Source organism: Isoptericola sediminis (assembly GCF_013085345.1).
In the GTDB taxonomy this organism is placed as follows: Bacteria; Actinomycetota; Actinomycetes; order Actinomycetales; family Cellulomonadaceae; genus Isoptericola; species Isoptericola sediminis.
Genome location: NZ_JABFAJ010000007.1, coordinates 61,234 through 77,239 on the forward strand (window position 1 = coordinate 61,234; position 16,006 = coordinate 77,239).

Sequence of the window (16,006 nt, forward strand, 5' to 3'; positions counted from 1 at the left end):
TCAGGGAGCCGTCACGAAGATGTCGAACAGCTCCGGGTGGTGGCCGTGCACCAGCACGGCGAAGACCACCGCGTCGAACAGCAGGTGCACCGTGACGACGTACGGCAACGACTTGTACCGGGCGAAGATCCAGCCCTGCACCAGCGCGAACGGGATCGTCAGCAGCGGCCCCCACTCGCGGTAGCCGAGCTCCCACAGGAACGACACGAACACCGTGGCCTGGAGCAGGTTGGCCGCCTGCAGCGGGAAGTGACGGCGCAGCAGCGCGAACACCGTGCAGATGAAGAACAGCTCGTCCCAGATGCCGACCGCGTTGACGCCGACGAACAGCCTCCCGATCGCACCGTCCTCCTCGAGCGGCGGCCAGTTCAGGTACGCCCCGGAGGACAGGAAGTACCAGGGCAGCACGAGGTAGCCGACGACGACCACGACCACCAGGTAGAGCCACTGCCCGCGGGTCCACCGGCGCCCGGTGAGGACGGGGAACTGCACCGCACCCTTGCCGTCGTCGTCGCGGAACACGTAGCGGGACAGCGCCCAGGGCACCAGGACCGCCAGCGACAGCGCGACCGTGAACCTCGCCATGCCGGCGTCCGAGAGGTCGGCCTCCAGCGAGATCGAGGACACGATCGACATGCCGAGCGCGATGAGGGCGAGGTCCCGCCCGAGGCGGCGGTCGGCGACCAGACCGAGGACGACACCTGCCAGCAGCGGCACGTAGCCGAGCGGGCGCACGTGCACGGCGAACAGGAGCACCGCGGCACCGCACACGAGCACGGCAGCGCTGTAGCGGGCGAGGACGGCGGCCATGCCGGGCACCCTAACGGTGCGGACGGGCGACGTCAGGGCGCCGGGTGCGCGTCGCCGAGCTCGACGAACACGGCGCGGTTGAGGCGGAACGCCTCCTGGGCCTCCGCGACGGCCGTCGCCGTCTCGTCAGGGGTCAGCGCAAGGTCGTCGAGCCGGGCCCGGTACAGGTCCTTGAACGGCTTGAGCCGCGGGATCGCGGGGAAGTCGTAGAACTCCAGGCCGTCGGCCCCCAGGCCGTAGTGGCGCTGCATCATCCGCTGCACGATCTGCCCGCCCGAGAGGTCGCCCAGGTAGCGGGTGTAGGCGTGGGCGGCGTACTCCGGCACCCGGGTCCCGACGTCGTGCAGCCGGGCGATGTAGGTCGCGGTGGCCGGCAGCACCCGGATCTCGTCCCGCCAGGCCGGTCCGCGCAGGAACGCCAGGTCGCGTTCGATGGCCGGGACGCGCCTCAGCTCGTCGAACACCAGGCCCGTGCCGCGCCGATCCTGGCGCACGGTCTCGCCCACCTGCTCCAGGGCGGTGTACACGGCGTGCTGCTGGGCGGCCAGGTCGGCGTAGGCGTCCACGTCGAGCCGACCACCCAGGAGCAGGGAGACGAAGCCTTCGTTCTCGGCCCGCTCGTGCTCCTCGCGCGTGCCGTCGCGCAGCAGGGCGGAGAGGGTGCGCTCCGGGGCGACGACGGGCATGGGACCTCCACCGGGACGGATGGTGACGACGTGTCGGGACCCCTCCACGATAGCGCAGCACTTAGGTATACCTATCCTCCGCCGGCGGCGCGACCGCGCGGTCCTCGGGGGCGTTCCGCAACGCTGCTGCGCGACGCAGCAGGTGGTGCCGCTCCGGCACGGACGTGGCCGTCCCGGCGGCCCGTGCGTACAGGTCCGCCGCCAGCACCCGCGCACCGGCGAGCTCGTGCAGGTACGCCTCGACGGCGACCCGTCGTGGCACGTCCGGGGCGACGGCGTCGAGAGCCCTCAGCCCGGCGGGTGGACCGTCGGCGTGCCCGACGGCGACCGCCCGGTTGAGGCGCACCACCGGGGTGTCCGCGAGCGCCACGAGCTCGTCGTACCACTCGAGGATCTGCACCCAGTCGGTCTCCGCGGCGGTCGCCGCGTCGTCGTGCAGCGCCTGGATGGCCGCCTGCACCTGGTACTCCCCCAGGCGGTCCCGGGCGAGCGCGGCCTGCAGCAGCCGCACCCCCTCGGCGATCGCCGCGGTGTCCCAGGCCGAGCGGTCCTGCTCGGCGAGCGGCACCAGCTCGCCACGCCGCGTCCACCGGGCCGCGCGACGGGCGTCGGTGAGCAGCATGAGGGCGAGCAGGCCGGCGACCTCCGGGTCGGCCGTGGCGACGGCGAGCTGCCGCGTCAACCGGACGGCCTCCCTGGCCAGGTCCACCTCGCCCGTGTGCCCCTCGGTGAACATCACGTACAGCACGCGCAGGACGTTCTGTACATCACCTGGCCGGTCGAAGGACTGACCGGACAGCGCACGCTTCGCGCGGCTGATGCGTTGGGCCATCGTGGCTTCCGGGACCATGTACGCCCGCGCCACCTGCGCCGTCGTCAGCCCGCCGACCGCGCGCAGCGTCAGCGCCACGGCCGAGGCCGGGCTCAGCGACGGGTGGCAGCACCGGCTCAGCAGCAGCAGCGTGTCGTCGTCCTGCTCGGTCGGGCCCTGCCCCGGGGCGGCCGTCACCTGCTCCTCGCGCCGCCGTCGGGCCTCGTCCGCGCGCCGGGCGTCGAGGAACCGGCGCCAGGCCACGGTGACGAGCCACGCGCGCGGGTCCGCCGGAAGGTCGGCCGGCCAGCGGCGTGCGGCCTCGACCAGCGCCTCCTGGACGCTGTCCTCCGCGGTGGCGAAGTCCGCACCGCGGCGCACGAGCGCGCCGAGGACCGGCGGGCCGAGCTCGCGCAGGAGCCCGGCCACGTCCGTCCGGTCCGCGGCCACTCCGTCGCCCGGGCCGGTCACTCCGCCCCGGCCGGCGCGTCCTGCAGGAACGGGCGCACCTCGATCCACTCCTCCAGCGGCAGCCCACCGGGACCGGGCGCCGACGACAGGAACGCCGCCGCCTCGTGCGCCCGCTCGGTCGAGTCGACGTCGATGATCATCCATCCGGCGATCACGTCCTTGGTCTCGGCGAACGGTCCGTCGGTGACGGGTGGGCGCCCCTCGCCGTCGAACCGCACGAACGTGCCCTCCGGGGACAGCGCCTGGGCGTCGACGAACTCACCACGCTCGGTGAGGACGTCGATGACGTGGTCCATGAACGCGATGTGGTCGGACACCTCCTGCGGCGTCCAGCGGTCCATCGGCTGCACCGCGTTCGGCCGCTGCTCCGGGCCGCCGCGGTAGTGCTTGAGCATCAGGTACTTCGCCATGGTCATCTCCTTCGTCCGGGGTCCTTCGTCGATCGTGCCGACACCCGGGGGACGGAGCCACCGGACGGTTCTCGACATGCGGCAGACCCGTGTCCCCGGGGCGGCCTAGGCTCTCCGGTGACGACGAGGAGGTCCCCGTGGACGAGGACGACGCCAAGGTCACCCTGCTGCGCTACCTGCGCGGCGCGCGCGAGGCGCTGGTGTGGAAGACCGAAGGACTCTCCGAGCGGGAGCTCCGCATGCCACGCACCCCGACGGGCACCAACCTGCTCGGACTGGTCAAGCACGCCGCGAGCGTCGAGGTCGGCTACTTCGGGGAGGTCTTCGGCCGGGAGTGGCCGACGCCGGAGGAGATCGCCTGGACGGAGCGCTTCGACGAGGAGCCCAACGCCGACTTCTTCGCGGCCGCGGAGGAGTCGGCCGAGCAGATCATCGACCTGTACCGGCGCATCGCCGCGTTCGCGGACGAGACGATCGAGTCGCTGCCGCTCGATTCCCCCGGCCGGGTCCCGTGGTGGGGCGACCGTGGTGACGTGACGCTCGAGCGGGTCGTCGTCCACGTGCTCGCCGACCTGCAACGGCACGCCGGCCACGCCGACATCCTCCGTGAGGGCATCGACGGCGCCGTCGGGCTCCTGCCGCGGAACACGAACATCCCCGACGTCGACCAGGCGGCGTACGTCGCCCGGCTGCGCGCGATCGCGGAGCAGTTCCCCGCCTGACCCGGGCGACAATGGGTCGGTGCAGTGCCCCCACTACGACGCCGGCCGGTGCCGGTCGTGCACCCTCATCGAGATCCCGCGCCCCGAGCAGGTCCGCGACAAGGAGTCGCACGTGCGCGAGCTGCTCGCAGGGTACGACGACCTCGTCTGGCTGCCGCCCGTCGTCGGCCCCGAGCGCGGGTTCCGCAACAAGGCGAAGATGGTGGTCACCGGCACCGTCGACGACCCGGTGCTGGGGATCGTGGGACCCCCCGGACCGTACGCCGGGCAGAGCGTCGACCTCACCGACTGCGGCCTCTACCCCGCCGCGCTCCAGGCCTCCTTCGGCCCGCTGCGCGAGCTGGTCATGCGCGCACGGATCCAGCCGTACGACCTGTCGCCCCCCGAGGCCGGCGCCGACGGTGTCGCGCGCCGGCGCCGGGTCACCCCCCGGGACGCCGCTCGGCGTGGCGAACTCAAGCACGTGCTGGTCACCCTGTCCCCCGACGGCGAGCTCATGGTGCGGCTCGTGCTGCGCTCCACCGAGGCGGTGGACCGGATCCGCAAGCACCTGCCCTGGCTGCACGAGCAGCTCCCCGGGCTGGCAGTCCTGAGCGTCAACGTCCAGCCCGCGCACGCCGCCGTGCTCGAGGGCGACGAGGAGATCGTGCTCACCGAGCGGTCGACGCTGCCGATGCGCGTGGACGGGATCACCCTGCACCTGCGACCGCAGAGCTTCTTCCAGACGAACACGGGCGTCGCGGCGGCCCTGTACCGGCAGGCACGCGCCTGGGTCGACGAGATCGGGCCGACGTCGCTGTGGGACCTGTACTGCGGGGTCGGCGGCTTCGCGCTGCACGCCGCCGCGCCGGGCCGGGCCGTCACCGGGATCGAGATCTCCGCGGAGGCCGTCGCCTCGGCGACCACGACGGCGGCCGAGCTCGCGACCCTGCCTCCCGGCGCGGTCGTCGGCGACCACGACGCGGCCTGGTGGCGGGACGCCGTGCGGGAGGTGCGGTTCGTCGCCGGCGACGCGACGGACTTCGCGCTCGGCACCGGGAACGACCCGCAGCTGGTCGTGGTGAACCCACCGCGCCGCGGCATCGGCGCCGACCTGGCCCACCGCCTCGAGGATTCGGCGGTGCGGCACGTCCTGTACTCGAGCTGCCGCGCGAGCACGCTCGCCCGCGACCTGGCCGAGATGCCGTCGCTGCGGCCGCGGCGGGCGGTGCTGCTGGACATGTTCCCCCAGACCTCCCACTTCGAGGTGCTGGTCCTGCTCGAGCGGATCTGAGCGCGTGTCGGGGGTGACGTAGATCACCCTGAGGCTCTAGTGTCGCGGGCAACCGCACCCGCATCCGCGCGTCGTGCACGGGTGGACAGGGGGCCGACCGGCCCCGGGTGCTCGACCTGGAGGTTGATTCGTGCGCAACAAGCTCCTCACGCCAACCGTCGCGTCCGTGGCCCTGACCGGGCTCCTCGGCGCGGCGCTCCTGGCGCCACCCGCCACCGCTGCACCCCCCGAGATCCCGGGCCGCGACCTGGCCAAGAAGGTGACCGGCGAACGGGTCTGGGACCACCTGGAGGCCTTCCAGGAGATCGCCGACGAGAACGGTGGCAACCGCGCCATGGGCACCCCCGGCTACGAGGCGTCCGGCGCCTACGTCGAGTCGGTGCTGCAGAAGGCCGGCTACGAGACCGAACGGCAGTACTTCGAGGTCGAGCAGTTCAGCGTCCTCGACCTCACCGTGGAGGTGCCCGGGGTCACGCTCGAGCCCCGTCCGATGACCTACTCCACCTCGACCCCGGACGACGGCGTCACGGGCATGCTGGTGGAGCCGTCCGTCGTCACCGGCTGCGAGACGAGCGACTGGGGCGGCATCGACGCCACGGGCATGATCGCCCTCGTCTCCCGCGGCGGCTGCACGTTCGCCGCCAAGTCGCTCAACGCGGCCACGGCGGGTGCCGAGGCCGTCATCATCTACAACAACGCCGCGGGCGCCCTCAACGGCACCCTCGGCGGCCCGGACGCGAACTTCGCGCCGACCGTCGGCGTCACGCAGGCCGAGGGGGACCTCATCCTGCAGGCGTGGGAGGCGAACCCGGACCTCGAGGTGTTCTTCGACCTGCAGACCTCGCTCGAGACCAAGGAGACCTTCAACGTCCTCGCCGAGACGCGCACGGGCCGTGACGACAACGTCGTCATGCTCGGCGCCCACCTCGACAGCGTGGACGAGGGCGCCGGCATCAACGACAACGGCTCCGGCTCCGCGGCGATCCTCGAGACCGCCGTCCAGCTCTCCAAGGGCGGTCCGCTGAACAACAAGGTCCGCTTCGCCTGGTGGGGCGCCGAGGAGCTCGGCCTGCTCGGCTCGTGGCACTACATCGAGGACCTCTACTTCAACAGCCCCGAGGAGCTCGAGGACATCTCGGCCTACCTCAACTTCGACATGGTCGGCTCGCCGAACTACACGATCGGCGTGTACGACGCGAACGAGTCGACGTTCGAGGCCCCGGTGACCGTGCCGGACGGGTCGGTCGCGGTGGAGTCGATCTTCACCGACTACTTCGACGGTATCGACCAGCCGTGGGTCGACTCCCCGTTCTCGGGCCGTTCCGACTACCAGGCGTTCATCGAGGTCGGCATCCCCGCCTCGGGCCTGTTCACCGGCGCGGACGGCGTCAAGACCGAGGAAGAGGTCGAGATGTTCGGCGGGACGGCGGGCATCCTGCTCGACCCGAACTACCACACCCCCGCCGACGACATCGACAACGTGTCGATGGAGGCCCTCGACATCATGTCCCGGGCGATCGGTCACGCAGCCCAGCAGCTCGCGTGGAGCACCGAGGACGTCAACGGTGAGGTGGGCGGCGGCCCGGGCAACGCCCCGGAGCCGCCCGGCAAGGGCCTGCGCCGCTGAGCGCAGCGACGACACCACGGACCGGGGCGGTCACCGCATCACGCGGGGCCGCCCCGGTCCGTGTCAGTCGACAGGCACGAGGAGGGCACCCGGTGCGGACCCGCCCGGTCCGGTGACCCGCACGTCCAGGACACCCGTCGAGGACCCGCGGGTCGACACCGACCAGGAGCCGTCCGCGGCGCGCTGGACCCGCACGTTGCCGTCACGCGGTGAGACGTCGACGATCTGGCCGCCTCCCGTGGGGATCACCTGGAACGTCCCGCGTCCCGAGACGTCGAGGGCCACGGTGGTGGTGACGGGCTCGGAGGCCGGGGCCGGGGCCGGGGCCGACGGCGACGACGCGGACCGGGTCGGTGCCGGGGACGGTGCGGAGGTCGTCCCGGGCGACGGTCCACGAGGCGGCGTCGAGGCGGGCGGCACCGACGCGAACGACTCCTGCGACGTCGGCTCGTCGCCCGGGGACGTCGTCGACGCGGAGGACGTCGGTTCCGGGTCGGGCACCGGACCCGACGACGGCGACGGCGACGCGGTCAGCGACACGTCCGGCGACGGGGCCGCGGCGGAGGCGTCCGGCGACAGCAGCATCGTGACCTGGGGTGCCGGCGCGGTCGAGGAGCCCCCCATCGCCGCCGGGACCGGCGACGGCGCGGCGACGAGCGCACCGTCGCCGTCGAGCAGGGTCCCCGCCGCGATCGCGACCGCGACGACGCCGACCGCCGCGGCGACCGCCACCGGGCGTCCGATCGCGGCCGGTACCGGCCCGGGGAGGAACCCTCGGCGTGGCGCGCGGGTGAGGGCGGCGCCCAGCACGGGCGGCACCGACCGTGCGGTCGGGACCGGCCCACCGCGCAGGACGGGAGCGACGTCCTGCAGCGCCCAGGCCACCCCGTGGACCTCGACGAAGGCGCGGAGGCAGCCGCTGCAGCCGAGCAGGTGGTCCTCGAGGAGCTCCCGACGCCCGCCGCCGAGCCGGTGCCCGACGTAGGCGGGCAGGTCGTGGCACGTCTCCACGCACGCGCGGCGTGCCCCGCCGCGGGCGTGCGCGGCCGCCAGCGCCCGGGCGAACCGGTCCTCGGCGTGCTGCAGCCGACGTGGTGCCGACCGACCGGGGATCCCGAGCTCACGGGCCACGACCTCGAGCCGCCGGCCCCCGACGTACCGGTCCGCGAGCAGCCGCTGGTCGTCGTGCGACAGGGTCGCCAGCGCCGTCCGGACGACGTCCGGGTCGACGGTGCCGTCGGCGCCCGGGCCGTCGTCGCGACCGGCCGCCGCAGCCGCGGCGCGCAGCTGCTGTACCCGCGAGACGGCCTTCGACGACCGCTCGGCGGCGTTCTTCCTCGCGCTCACGCGCCCTCTCCCCCTGCCGGTCGCCCCGGCGCCCGACATCCGCGCACGTCGGGGACATGATGGCAGCGCGACACCCGGTGCTGGCAAGCGTGTGCGCAGGATTTCCGGCCGGGGATCGGTTTGACTGGATCCATGCCCAGCCACGAGAAGACCCGCCCCTGGTCGCGCGTCGGCGACTGGCTCGCATCGCCCGCGAACCAGACCGACGCCCTGCAGATGCTCAAGGCCGTCGTCGCCGCGATGGCGGCGTGGGCCCTGGCGCGTTTCGTCTTCGGGCTGGAGCAGTCGTTCCTCGCACCGTGGGTCGCCCTGCTCACCGTGCACGCGACCGTCCACCGCACGTTCCGCCGGGGTTTCCAGATGGTGCTCGCCGTCGGCACCGGCATCCTGGTCTCCCTGGTCGTGGTCGTGCTCTTCGAGTCGACGGTGTGGTCGTTCGGCCTCGGAGTGCTCGTCGGGCTCGTGCTGGGGCGGTTCCGCTGGTGGCGGGACGAGGGCATGACCGTCGCGACGACGGTGCTGTTCGTCATGACCACCGGGTACGACCTGTCCGACCAGCGGGCGATCGACCTGCTCCCGGACCGGCTGTTCGACACCGTCATCGGCGTCGTCGTCGCGATGCTGATCAACCTCGTCGTGTTCCCGCCCCTCAACGACTCCAGCGCGCAGCGCCAGATCGACGACGCGGACGAGCGCCTCGGCCAGCTGCTGCAGGACATGGCCGTCCAGATGAACCGGTCGTGGAACTCCCAGGAGGAGGAGGACTGGATCGAGCGCACCCGGTCCGTCCAGCGCGACATCGACCACGCGTGGTCGCTCGTGCGGCACGCGCGGGAGGCCGGCTGGTGGAACCCCCGACGGCGGTTGCACCCGGGTGACGAGATCCACTCCTACCCGGAGGTGCTCCGACGGCTCGAGGAGGGTGTGGCGCAGACCCAGAGCATCGCGCGGCAGGTGCGGGACTCGAGCCGTGAGGCGCACGACTGGGACCCGCGCTTCCGCGACCGGTACATCGAGCTGCTCGACCGGACCGGTCGAGGCGTCGCCGACCCCGACGTCGACGTCGCGCCGTTGCGCCGTGACGTCCGGCAGCTGGCCGACGACCTGTCCGACGAGGACCTCTCCGGCCGGTACTGGCCGCTCTACGGCGCCCTGATCGCGAACCTGCAGGCGATCATCGAGGTCGTCGACGACGTCGCGACCGCCCGGCCCGTGCGGACCTGAGCCCGCACGGGCCCGGGGGGCGTCCGTGCCGTCAGCCCTGCGGCTGCAGGAGCGGCGCCGCCACGAGGGAGAACAGGTCCTTCGGGTCGGTCGGCTCGGCGATCAGGTCGACCTGCTGCAGCAGCTCGCGTCCGGCCGGGTCGGAGCGGAGCGCGGCGTGCACGAACTTCAGCGTGGTCCAGTCCTCGACGGCGAACCCGACGGAGTCGAACACGGTGACCTGGTCCGGGTCGGTCCGGCCCGGGGCCCGACCGGTGAGGATCTCCCACAGCTCGGTGACGGCGAAGTCGTCGGCGAGCTGCTGGATCTCCCCCTCGATCCGGGTCTGCGGGGTGTACTCCGTGACGACGGCGGTCCCCGGTGCGGTGAGGATGCTCGCCTCGAGCTCGGTCTTGCCCGGGCAGTCGCCGCCGATGGCGTTGACGTGCACGCCCGGCGCGGCGGTGGCCAGCATGGCGGCCGTGAGGACGGTCGCGTTGCGCTTGTCGGCGGTGCAGGTGGTGACGACGTCGGCACCCGCGACGGCGTCCTCGGCACTGGTCGCCTCGTGCACGTCGAACCCGAGGGCGCGGCCGTTGCGGACGAACTTCTCGCGGGCCGCCGGGTCCACGTCCCAGGCACGGACCTGCGTGGCACCGAGGACGGCGCGCATCCCGAGCGCCTGGAACTCCGCCTGCGTCCCGGTGCCGATCAGGGCGTGCGTCCGGGCGCCGGGGCGGGCCAGCGTCCGCGCCGCCAGGGCCGACGTCGCCGCGGTACGCAGGGCGGTGAGCAGCGTCATCTCCGCCAGGAACGTCGGGTAGCCGTTGTGCACCTCGGACAGCACGCCGAACGCGGTGACGGTCTGGTAGCCGCGCGTCGGGTTCAGCGGGTGGCCGTTGACGTACTTGAAGCCGTAGGTGACGTCGTCCGACGTCGGCATGAGCTCGATGACGCCGTCGCGCGAGTGCGAGGCGATCCGGGGACGCTTGTCGAGCTCGGGCCAGCGACGGAAGTCCTCGGCGAGGGCGTCCGCGAGCTCGGTGATGATGCGCTCGGGGCCGCGCTCGGCGACCCAGCGGGCAGCAGCGGCGACGTCCAGCAGGTCGACGGTGGTCATGCGCGCACCTCCGGGGCGGGACGGAGCTCGAGGGTGCAGCACTTGACGGAGCCGCCGCCCTTGAGGAGCTCGGACAGGTCGATTCCCACCGGCGTGAAGCCGCGCTCGCGCAGCGCGGCGTGCATCCCGGTGGCGCGGTCGGACAGGAACACGTGCTTGCCGTCGCTGACGGCGTTGAGGCCGAGCACCTCCGCGTCGGCCTCGGTGGCGATGATCGCGTCCGGGTAGCGCTCGCGCAGGACGGCCTGGGCCTCCGGGGTGAACGCCTCGGGGAAGTAGGCGACCTCCGGGCGCGTGCCGTCGTCCGACGCCGTGGTCAGGACCGCGAGGGCCGTGTCCAGGTGGTAGAAGCGCGGGTCGACCAGCTCGAGGGTGACGACCTCGACGCCCAGGCGCTCGGCGACCTCGGCGTGCGCGGCACGGGAGGTACGGAAGCCGGTGCCGGCGAGCATGACCTCGCCGTCCCAGAGGAGGTCGCCCTCGCCCTCGTTCTGCTCGGCGGCCTGCCCGAGCCCGACCAGACCATGCTGCGCGCCGGAACCGCGCAGCCAGGCGTCGTAGGCGACGCCCTCGGGCTGCCGCTCGGGGTGGGTGAACCGCGCGGCGAGCGCCTGACCGTTGACGACGATGCCGCCGTTGGCGGCGTAGACCATGTCGGGCAGCCCGGGCTCGGGCTCGATGACGTCGACGGTGTGGCCGTGCGCCTCGTAGGCATCCTTGAGGGCCTGCCACTGCACGACGGCGTGACCGGCGTCCACCGGTACGGACAGGTCCATCCACGGGTTGATCGCGTAGACCACGTCGAAGTGGACGGGCGGGCACATGAGGTAGTGGCGGGCGGTCGGCGTGCGGGCGGAGCCGGTCGGCTCCGACTCGGCGACAGGCGGTGTGAGCAACGTCATGCTGCGAGGCTAGGGGGACAGACGTGAACCCGAACGGCACTTTTCCTGCACATGGACGATGGATATCGCACGGTTCCGTACGCTGGTCGCAACGAACCTGCGTCGAGGAGGAGTGGATGGACCAGACCAACCGCGAGATCGTGTCGATCCTGCTGCGTGACGGCCGGGCGTCGTTCGCCGAGATCGGGGACGCCGTCGGGCTGTCGGCGACGGCGGTCAAGCGCCGTGTCGACCGGATGCAGGCGCGCGGGGAGATCTCCGGCTTCACGGTCCGGGTGGCGCCGGAGGAGCTCGGCTGGGGCATCGAGGCCTACGTCGAGATCTTCTGCCGCGGGAACATCTCGCCGGCGGCGCTGGAGCGGGACTTCGGACCGATCCCCGAGGTCGTGCGGGTCGACACCGTCACCGGGGAGGCCGACGCGCTGGTGCAGATCATGGCGGGTTCGATGTCCGACGTCGAGCGGATCGTCGAGTCGTTCCGGGTCAACGCCCGCGTGGACAAGACGCGCACCGCGATCGTCATGTCGCGGGTGATCGACCGGCCCGCACGGCTGGACTGACCCGTCCGACGGCGCGGTCCGGGCTGGATAGGCTCCTGCCATGGAGCCACGCGAGATGTCGCAGCTGTCGGGTCGACGCCACTCCCGCACCTGGGTCTTCGCCGGGATGCTGTTCTCCGCGCTCATCAGCCTGACCGCCTCCCTCGTGCTGTCGATCGACGCCGTCAAGCTCGCCGGTGACCCGGGGACGGAGCTGGCCTGCGACATCAACTCCGTGCTGTCGTGCGGCAGCGTCGCCCTGTCCTGGCAGGCCCAGCTGCTCGGGTTCCCCAACGCGTTCCTCGGGCTCATCGCCGAGCCGGTGGTCATCACCATCGCCGTCGCCGGGCTCGGCGGCGTGCAGTTCCCGCGCTGGTTCATGGCCGCCGCGCAGGGGGTGTACACGATCGGCCTGCTGTTCGCCTACTGGCTCTTCGCGCAGTCGTACTTCGTCATCCACGCCCTGTGCCCGTGGTGCCTGCTGGTCACCCTCTCCACGACGGTGGTCTTCATGACGCTGCTGCACTGGAACGTCATGCAGGACAACCTCTACCTGCCCCGCCGCGTGCAGCGCTGGGCGGTCTCGATGATCCGGATCGACGCCGACGTGTACCTGACGGCGGCGTGGATCGTCCTCCTGGTCGCCGCCGTCCTGCTGCGGTACGGCAACGCGCTGCTCGGCTGAGAACGGCGTCGCGCCCTCGTGCGCACGCGCGCGACGCGCGCGCTGGTGACACGAGTGAGCGGCGTCTCGCCGGACGGCGCCCCGCCCGGTCGTCCTCGTCGCCGGTCGGCCGTATCCTGCTCTCCTCGGACGAACCATCGGAGGTGGGTGTGACCGAACAGGGGTTCCTCGCCCCCGACGAGACCGTCGACCTCGACAACTGCGCTCGTGAACCGATCCACATCCCCGGGCGGATCCAGCCCCGCGGGGTGCTGCTCGCCCTGCGCACCGACGACGCCGTCGTCACGCAGTGCTCGGCGAACGTGGCGGAGGTGCTCGGCGTCGAGCTGGACGCCGTCCTCGGCGCGCCGTTCGCCGCCGCCGTCGGCGACCAGGCCGCCGACCGGCTGCTGGGGCACGTCGCGTCGGTCGACGACCCACGGCTGCGCAACCCGATCGAGATCGAGATCGAGGTCCGGGGCGCCTCCCGGCCGTTCGAGGCCGTGCTGCACCACGCTCCGGGGTCGGCCACCGCGGACCGCCCCGCCGCGCTCGTCGTCGAGCTCGAACCGTTCTCGGGCCACGTCTCGCTGACCTACACGAGCACCTTCGAGCCGGTGCGTGACGCCCTCACCGAGCTGGACCGCGCCAGCTCGCTGCAGGAGCTGTACGACATCGCGGTGCGACGGGTCCGCGAGCTCACCGGGTTCGACCGCGTGATGCTCTACCGCTTCGACGCGTCCTACAACGGCGAGGTCGTCGCCGAGGCGCGACGGGAGGACCTCAACCCGTTCCTCGGGCTGCACTACCCCGCCTCCGACATCCCCCCGCAGGCCCGCGCGCTCTACGAGAAGAACTGGATCCGGCTCATCTCGGACGTGGGCTACCGCCCCGCCGACGTCGTCCCCGTGGCGGACCCGGTCAACGGGCAGCCCCTGGACCTCACCTACGGCACGCTGCGCAGCGTCTCGCCGATCCATGTCGAGTACCTGCAGAACATGGGCGTGGGCGCCTCCATGTCGATCTCGCTGCTGCGCGACGGCCGGCTGTGGGGCCTGCTCGCGTGCCACCACTACTCCGGCCCGCACACCCCGTCCTACGGGGCCCGTGCCGCGGCCGAGTTCCTCGGCTCGACGCTCTCGGCCCGGCTCGTCACCCAGGCCGAGGACGACCGCGCCTCGGCCGCGCGCCGCTCGGCCGGCGTCCTGGCCCGGCTCGTGGCCGTGACCCGCGACGACGACGTCCCCCTGACCGACGCCCTGACGGGGTCACCCGGTCTGCTCGACCTCGTGGCGGCCGACGGCGCGTTCGTCGCGGCCGAGGGCCGCGTCAACCGTATCGGGACGGTACCCGACGAGGAGACCTGTCTCCGGCTCGCCCGGGCACTGGGTGAGCTCGACACCGAGGTGCTCGTCACCGACCGGCTCGCCGAGCGCGAACCCGAGCTGGCCGAGATCGTGCCCGACGTCGCGGGGATCCTCGCGCTGGTCGTGCCGGGCGGTGCCGCGGTCGTGTGGCTGCGCCCGGAGGTCGTGCAGAGCGTGGACTGGGGCGGCGACCCCCGCAACAAGGCGATCGCCCGACGCGAGGGCGACACCGTGCGCCTCTCCCCCCGCAAGTCCTTCGACCGCTGGCGCGAGGTCGTGCGCGGGACGAGCGAGCCGTGGGCCGAGGAGCAGGTCGACGTCGCGACGTCGCTGCGGTCCTACCTCGCCGAGGGCCTGCTGCTGCGGGGCCGCCGGGACATCCGTGCCGCCGCCATGCTGCAGCGCAGCCTGCTGCCCACCGAGCTGCCGACCGTCCCGGGCTGGACCGTGGACGCCGTCTACGAGCCGTCCGGGGGCGGTCTGGCCGGCGGGGACTGGTACGACGCCCTGGTCCTGGACGACGGCCGGCTGGCCGTCGTGGTGGGTGACGTCACCGGTCACGGCCTCTCGGCGGCCGCGACGATGGGGCAGATGCGCAACGCGCTGCGCGCGCTGCTGCTCACGGGTAGCGGGCCGGGGCTCGCGGTCGAGCAGGTCGACCAGCTCCTGCGCTCGACGATGCCCGAGCAGGTCGCCACGCTCGTCGTGGCGCTCGTCGACCCGACCACCGGCGAGGCCGAGTACGTGACCGCCGGGCACCCGCCGCCCGTCATCGTGGGTCCGGACGGCGCGGTCGTGGCCGAGACCCTCGGAACGCCTCCCCTCGGGGTCGGTCGGCGCGAGAGTCGCACCGCGACGGTGCAGGTGCCGCACGGTGGCGCCCTCGTGCTCTTCAGCGACGGCCTCGTGGAACGTCGCGACGAGTCGATCGTGGATTCCCTGGAGCGGCTGCGGAGCGCCACCGAGCAGACGCTGGGCGCTGCGACGCTGGTCGCGCTGGTGCGCGACCCGGGTTCCGACGACGACGCCACCGCGGTGGTCGTGCGCCGCGACTGACGGCCGCCCGGTGGGCGGCTCGTCGGCACGTCCGACGGGCCGGCAGGGCCGGGCCGGTCGGTCAGGCGGTCAGGGACGGTTCGCGGGTCTCGATCGTGAACCGGGCCCACACGTGCTTGCCGGCCTGCGTCGCGTACCAGCCGACGGCGTCGGCGAGCCGTGCCGCGAGCATGAGGCCGAACCCCCCGGAGGCGCACGGGTCGGTCGTGATCCTCGGCGTCGTCCCCGACGCCCGGTCGGCGACGTCGAGCAGCAGCTCTCCGTCCCTCTCCAGCAGGCGGACGGCGGCCGGGCCGTCACCGTGCTCGATCGCGTTGGTCGCGAGCTCGCTCGCCACCAGCACGATCGCCTCGGGCACGGCGTCGAGGCTCGCGCTCTCCGCGGCGGGCAGGTTCGCCTCGAGGTCGCCTCGCAGGGCGGGAAGCTGCTCGATCGTCAGGAGCGGCCACGACCTCACCTCACGGAACCCGTGCGGCGCGGGCGCGGCGGTGATCCTGGGATCCACGATCTCGCCTCCTTCAGTCCGCGAGAACGAACAGCGTATCCACACCGCTCAGTTTCAGCAGGTCGAGGACCCGCGTCGGCACGTTGACGAGCACCGGCGGGGACGACTTCTTCTCCGCGGCCATGTACAGCAGCCGCAGACCACCGGAGTCGATGAAGGTCACCTCTGCGAGGTCGATCGTCAGGGGGTCGTCGGCCGTGGCGAGCAGGTGCGCCTCGAGGTCGTCGCCGGCCCGCTTCTTCACGGCCGCGTCGACCTCCCCCCACATGGTCCAGCGGGCGTGGTCGGTGTCGAAACGGACCCCGCCGTGGGGTGTCTGGTCGTCCAAGGTCATCCTCACTCGATCTTCCGGTGGCCGCGTCCACTCCGCGGCCGTCCACATAGTGCCCGATGCTCGCCCGTTGCGCACCACGGCCGCCGTCACCCTCCCGGGGGCGGGAATCACCGGCGCCCGAGCGGCGTTCGCCCGACAGGAGCGACCCGAGGGAGACCC

The 16,006-nt window shown here is 72.8% G+C and carries 16 protein-coding genes; 7 read left to right on the forward strand and 9 right to left on the reverse strand.

From position 1 onward, the window contains the following. The 4 genes from HLI28_RS04040 to HLI28_RS04055 form a co-directional block, all read right to left on the reverse strand. Complete coding sequence (locus tag HLI28_RS04040; protein ID WP_171246222.1) at window positions 1–810, reverse strand: CPBP family glutamic-type intramembrane protease; 810 nt, start codon at window positions 808–810, stop codon at window positions 1–3. 32 nt (window positions 811–842) lie between these two features. After that, window positions 843–1,496 (reverse strand): biliverdin-producing heme oxygenase, encoded by a 654-nt coding sequence (locus HLI28_RS04045; protein ID WP_171246223.1) that lies wholly within the window; start codon window positions 1,494–1,496, stop codon window positions 843–845. A 61-nt stretch (window positions 1,497–1,557) separates the two neighbouring features. Next, window positions 1,558–2,736 carry a DUF6596 domain-containing protein gene (locus tag HLI28_RS04050; RefSeq protein WP_171246224.1) on the reverse strand — a complete coding sequence of 393 codons (1,179 nt, stop codon included), beginning with the start codon at window positions 2,734–2,736 and terminating at the stop codon, window positions 1,558–1,560. Between the two features lie 38 nt (window positions 2,737–2,774). Next, window positions 2,775–3,188: a YciI family protein gene (locus HLI28_RS04055; protein ID WP_171246225.1), complete on the reverse strand. Its 414-nt coding sequence runs from the start codon at window positions 3,186–3,188 to the stop codon at window positions 2,775–2,777. A gap of 137 nt (window positions 3,189–3,325) precedes the next feature. On the opposite strand from HLI28_RS04055, the gene HLI28_RS04060 reads away from it, so the two are divergent. From HLI28_RS04060 to HLI28_RS04070, 3 genes are all read left to right on the forward strand, one after another. Further along, window positions 3,326–3,910 carry a mycothiol transferase gene (locus HLI28_RS04060; RefSeq protein WP_171246226.1) on the forward strand — a complete coding sequence of 195 codons (585 nt, stop codon included), beginning with the start codon at window positions 3,326–3,328 and terminating at the stop codon, window positions 3,908–3,910. A gap of 19 nt (window positions 3,911–3,929) precedes the next feature. Further along, the gene (gene rlmC / locus HLI28_RS04065) at window positions 3,930–5,183 is read left to right on the forward strand and encodes a 23S rRNA (uracil(747)-C(5))-methyltransferase RlmC (RefSeq protein WP_171246227.1); all 1,254 of its coding nucleotides are present in this window, start codon (window positions 3,930–3,932) and stop codon (window positions 5,181–5,183) included. A gap of 130 nt (window positions 5,184–5,313) precedes the next feature. After that, the gene (locus HLI28_RS04070) at window positions 5,314–6,810 is read left to right on the forward strand and encodes a M20/M25/M40 family metallo-hydrolase (protein ID WP_171246228.1); all 1,497 of its coding nucleotides are present in this window, start codon (window positions 5,314–5,316) and stop codon (window positions 6,808–6,810) included. A 63-nt stretch (window positions 6,811–6,873) separates the two neighbouring features. On the opposite strand, the gene HLI28_RS04075 is transcribed toward HLI28_RS04070, so the two are convergent. After that, the gene (locus HLI28_RS04075; RefSeq protein ID WP_171246229.1) at window positions 6,874–8,157 is read right to left on the reverse strand and encodes a hypothetical protein; all 1,284 of its coding nucleotides are present in this window, start codon (window positions 8,155–8,157) and stop codon (window positions 6,874–6,876) included. Window positions 8,158–8,289: 132 nt separating this feature from the next. Between HLI28_RS04075 and HLI28_RS04080 the strand changes: the two genes are divergently transcribed. Beyond that, the gene (locus HLI28_RS04080) at window positions 8,290–9,381 is read left to right on the forward strand and encodes an FUSC family protein (RefSeq protein WP_171246230.1); all 1,092 of its coding nucleotides are present in this window, start codon (window positions 8,290–8,292) and stop codon (window positions 9,379–9,381) included. A gap of 31 nt (window positions 9,382–9,412) precedes the next feature. On the opposite strand, the gene HLI28_RS04085 is transcribed toward HLI28_RS04080, so the two are convergent. After that, window positions 9,413–10,480 carry an ornithine cyclodeaminase gene (locus HLI28_RS04085; protein WP_171246231.1) on the reverse strand — a complete coding sequence of 356 codons (1,068 nt, stop codon included), beginning with the start codon at window positions 10,478–10,480 and terminating at the stop codon, window positions 9,413–9,415. Next, window positions 10,477–11,382 (reverse strand): dimethylargininase, encoded by a 906-nt coding sequence (gene ddaH, locus HLI28_RS04090; RefSeq protein WP_171246232.1) that lies wholly within the window; start codon window positions 11,380–11,382, stop codon window positions 10,477–10,479. The genes HLI28_RS04085 and ddaH overlap by 4 nt, the downstream gene beginning before the upstream one ends. A 116-nt stretch (window positions 11,383–11,498) precedes the next feature. On the opposite strand from ddaH, the gene HLI28_RS04095 reads away from it, so the two are divergent. The 3 genes from HLI28_RS04095 to HLI28_RS04105 all read left to right on the forward strand — a co-directional run bounded on the left by HLI28_RS04095 (window position 11,499) and on the right by HLI28_RS04105 (window position 15,008). Beyond that, complete coding sequence (locus tag HLI28_RS04095; RefSeq protein ID WP_171246233.1) at window positions 11,499–11,942, forward strand: Lrp/AsnC family transcriptional regulator; 444 nt, start codon at window positions 11,499–11,501, stop codon at window positions 11,940–11,942. A gap of 40 nt (window positions 11,943–11,982) precedes the next feature. Beyond that, a complete protein-coding gene (locus HLI28_RS04100; RefSeq protein ID WP_171246234.1) occupies window positions 11,983–12,606 on the forward strand; it encodes a vitamin K epoxide reductase family protein in 624 nt (207 codons plus the stop codon). A gap of 149 nt (window positions 12,607–12,755) precedes the next feature. Next, window positions 12,756–15,008: a SpoIIE family protein phosphatase gene (locus HLI28_RS04105; protein WP_171246235.1), complete on the forward strand. Its 2,253-nt coding sequence runs from the start codon at window positions 12,756–12,758 to the stop codon at window positions 15,006–15,008. Window positions 15,009–15,069: 61 nt separating this feature from the next. Here HLI28_RS04105 and HLI28_RS04110 read toward each other — a convergent pair whose 3' ends face one another. Then, complete coding sequence (locus HLI28_RS04110; protein WP_171246236.1) at window positions 15,070–15,513, reverse strand: ATP-binding protein; 444 nt, start codon at window positions 15,511–15,513, stop codon at window positions 15,070–15,072. Window positions 15,514–15,526: 13 nt separating this feature from the next. Then, entirely contained in the window at window positions 15,527–15,847 is a 321-nt protein-coding gene (locus HLI28_RS04115; RefSeq protein ID WP_246246377.1) for an STAS domain-containing protein, read from the reverse strand. Window positions 15,848–16,006 lie beyond the last annotated feature (159 nt).

What these genes read in the sequence shown, in the direction of transcription:
- HLI28_RS04095 (WP_171246233.1), top strand. Translation starts at nt 11,499, where the DNA reads ATGGACCAGACCAACCGCGAGATCGTGTCGATCCTGCTGCGTGACGGC.
- HLI28_RS04100 (WP_171246234.1), top strand. Translation starts at nt 11,983, where the DNA reads ATGGAGCCACGCGAGATGTCGCAGCTGTCGGGTCGACGCCACTCCCGC.
- HLI28_RS04040 (WP_171246222.1), bottom strand. Translation starts at nt 810, where the DNA reads ATGGCCGCCGTCCTCGCCCGCTACAGCGCTGCCGTGCTCGTGTGCGGT.
- HLI28_RS04080 (WP_171246230.1), top strand. Translation starts at nt 8,290, where the DNA reads ATGCCCAGCCACGAGAAGACCCGCCCCTGGTCGCGCGTCGGCGACTGG.
- HLI28_RS04055 (WP_171246225.1), bottom strand. Translation starts at nt 3,188, where the DNA reads ATGGCGAAGTACCTGATGCTCAAGCACTACCGCGGCGGCCCGGAGCAG.
- HLI28_RS04045 (WP_171246223.1), bottom strand. Translation starts at nt 1,496, where the DNA reads ATGCCCGTCGTCGCCCCGGAGCGCACCCTCTCCGCCCTGCTGCGCGAC.
- HLI28_RS04115 (WP_246246377.1), bottom strand. Translation starts at nt 15,847, where the DNA reads ATGACCTTGGACGACCAGACACCCCACGGCGGGGTCCGTTTCGACACC.
- ddaH (WP_171246232.1), bottom strand. Translation starts at nt 11,382, where the DNA reads ATGACGTTGCTCACACCGCCTGTCGCCGAGTCGGAGCCGACCGGCTCC.
- HLI28_RS04085 (WP_171246231.1), bottom strand. Translation starts at nt 10,480, where the DNA reads ATGACCACCGTCGACCTGCTGGACGTCGCCGCTGCTGCCCGCTGGGTC.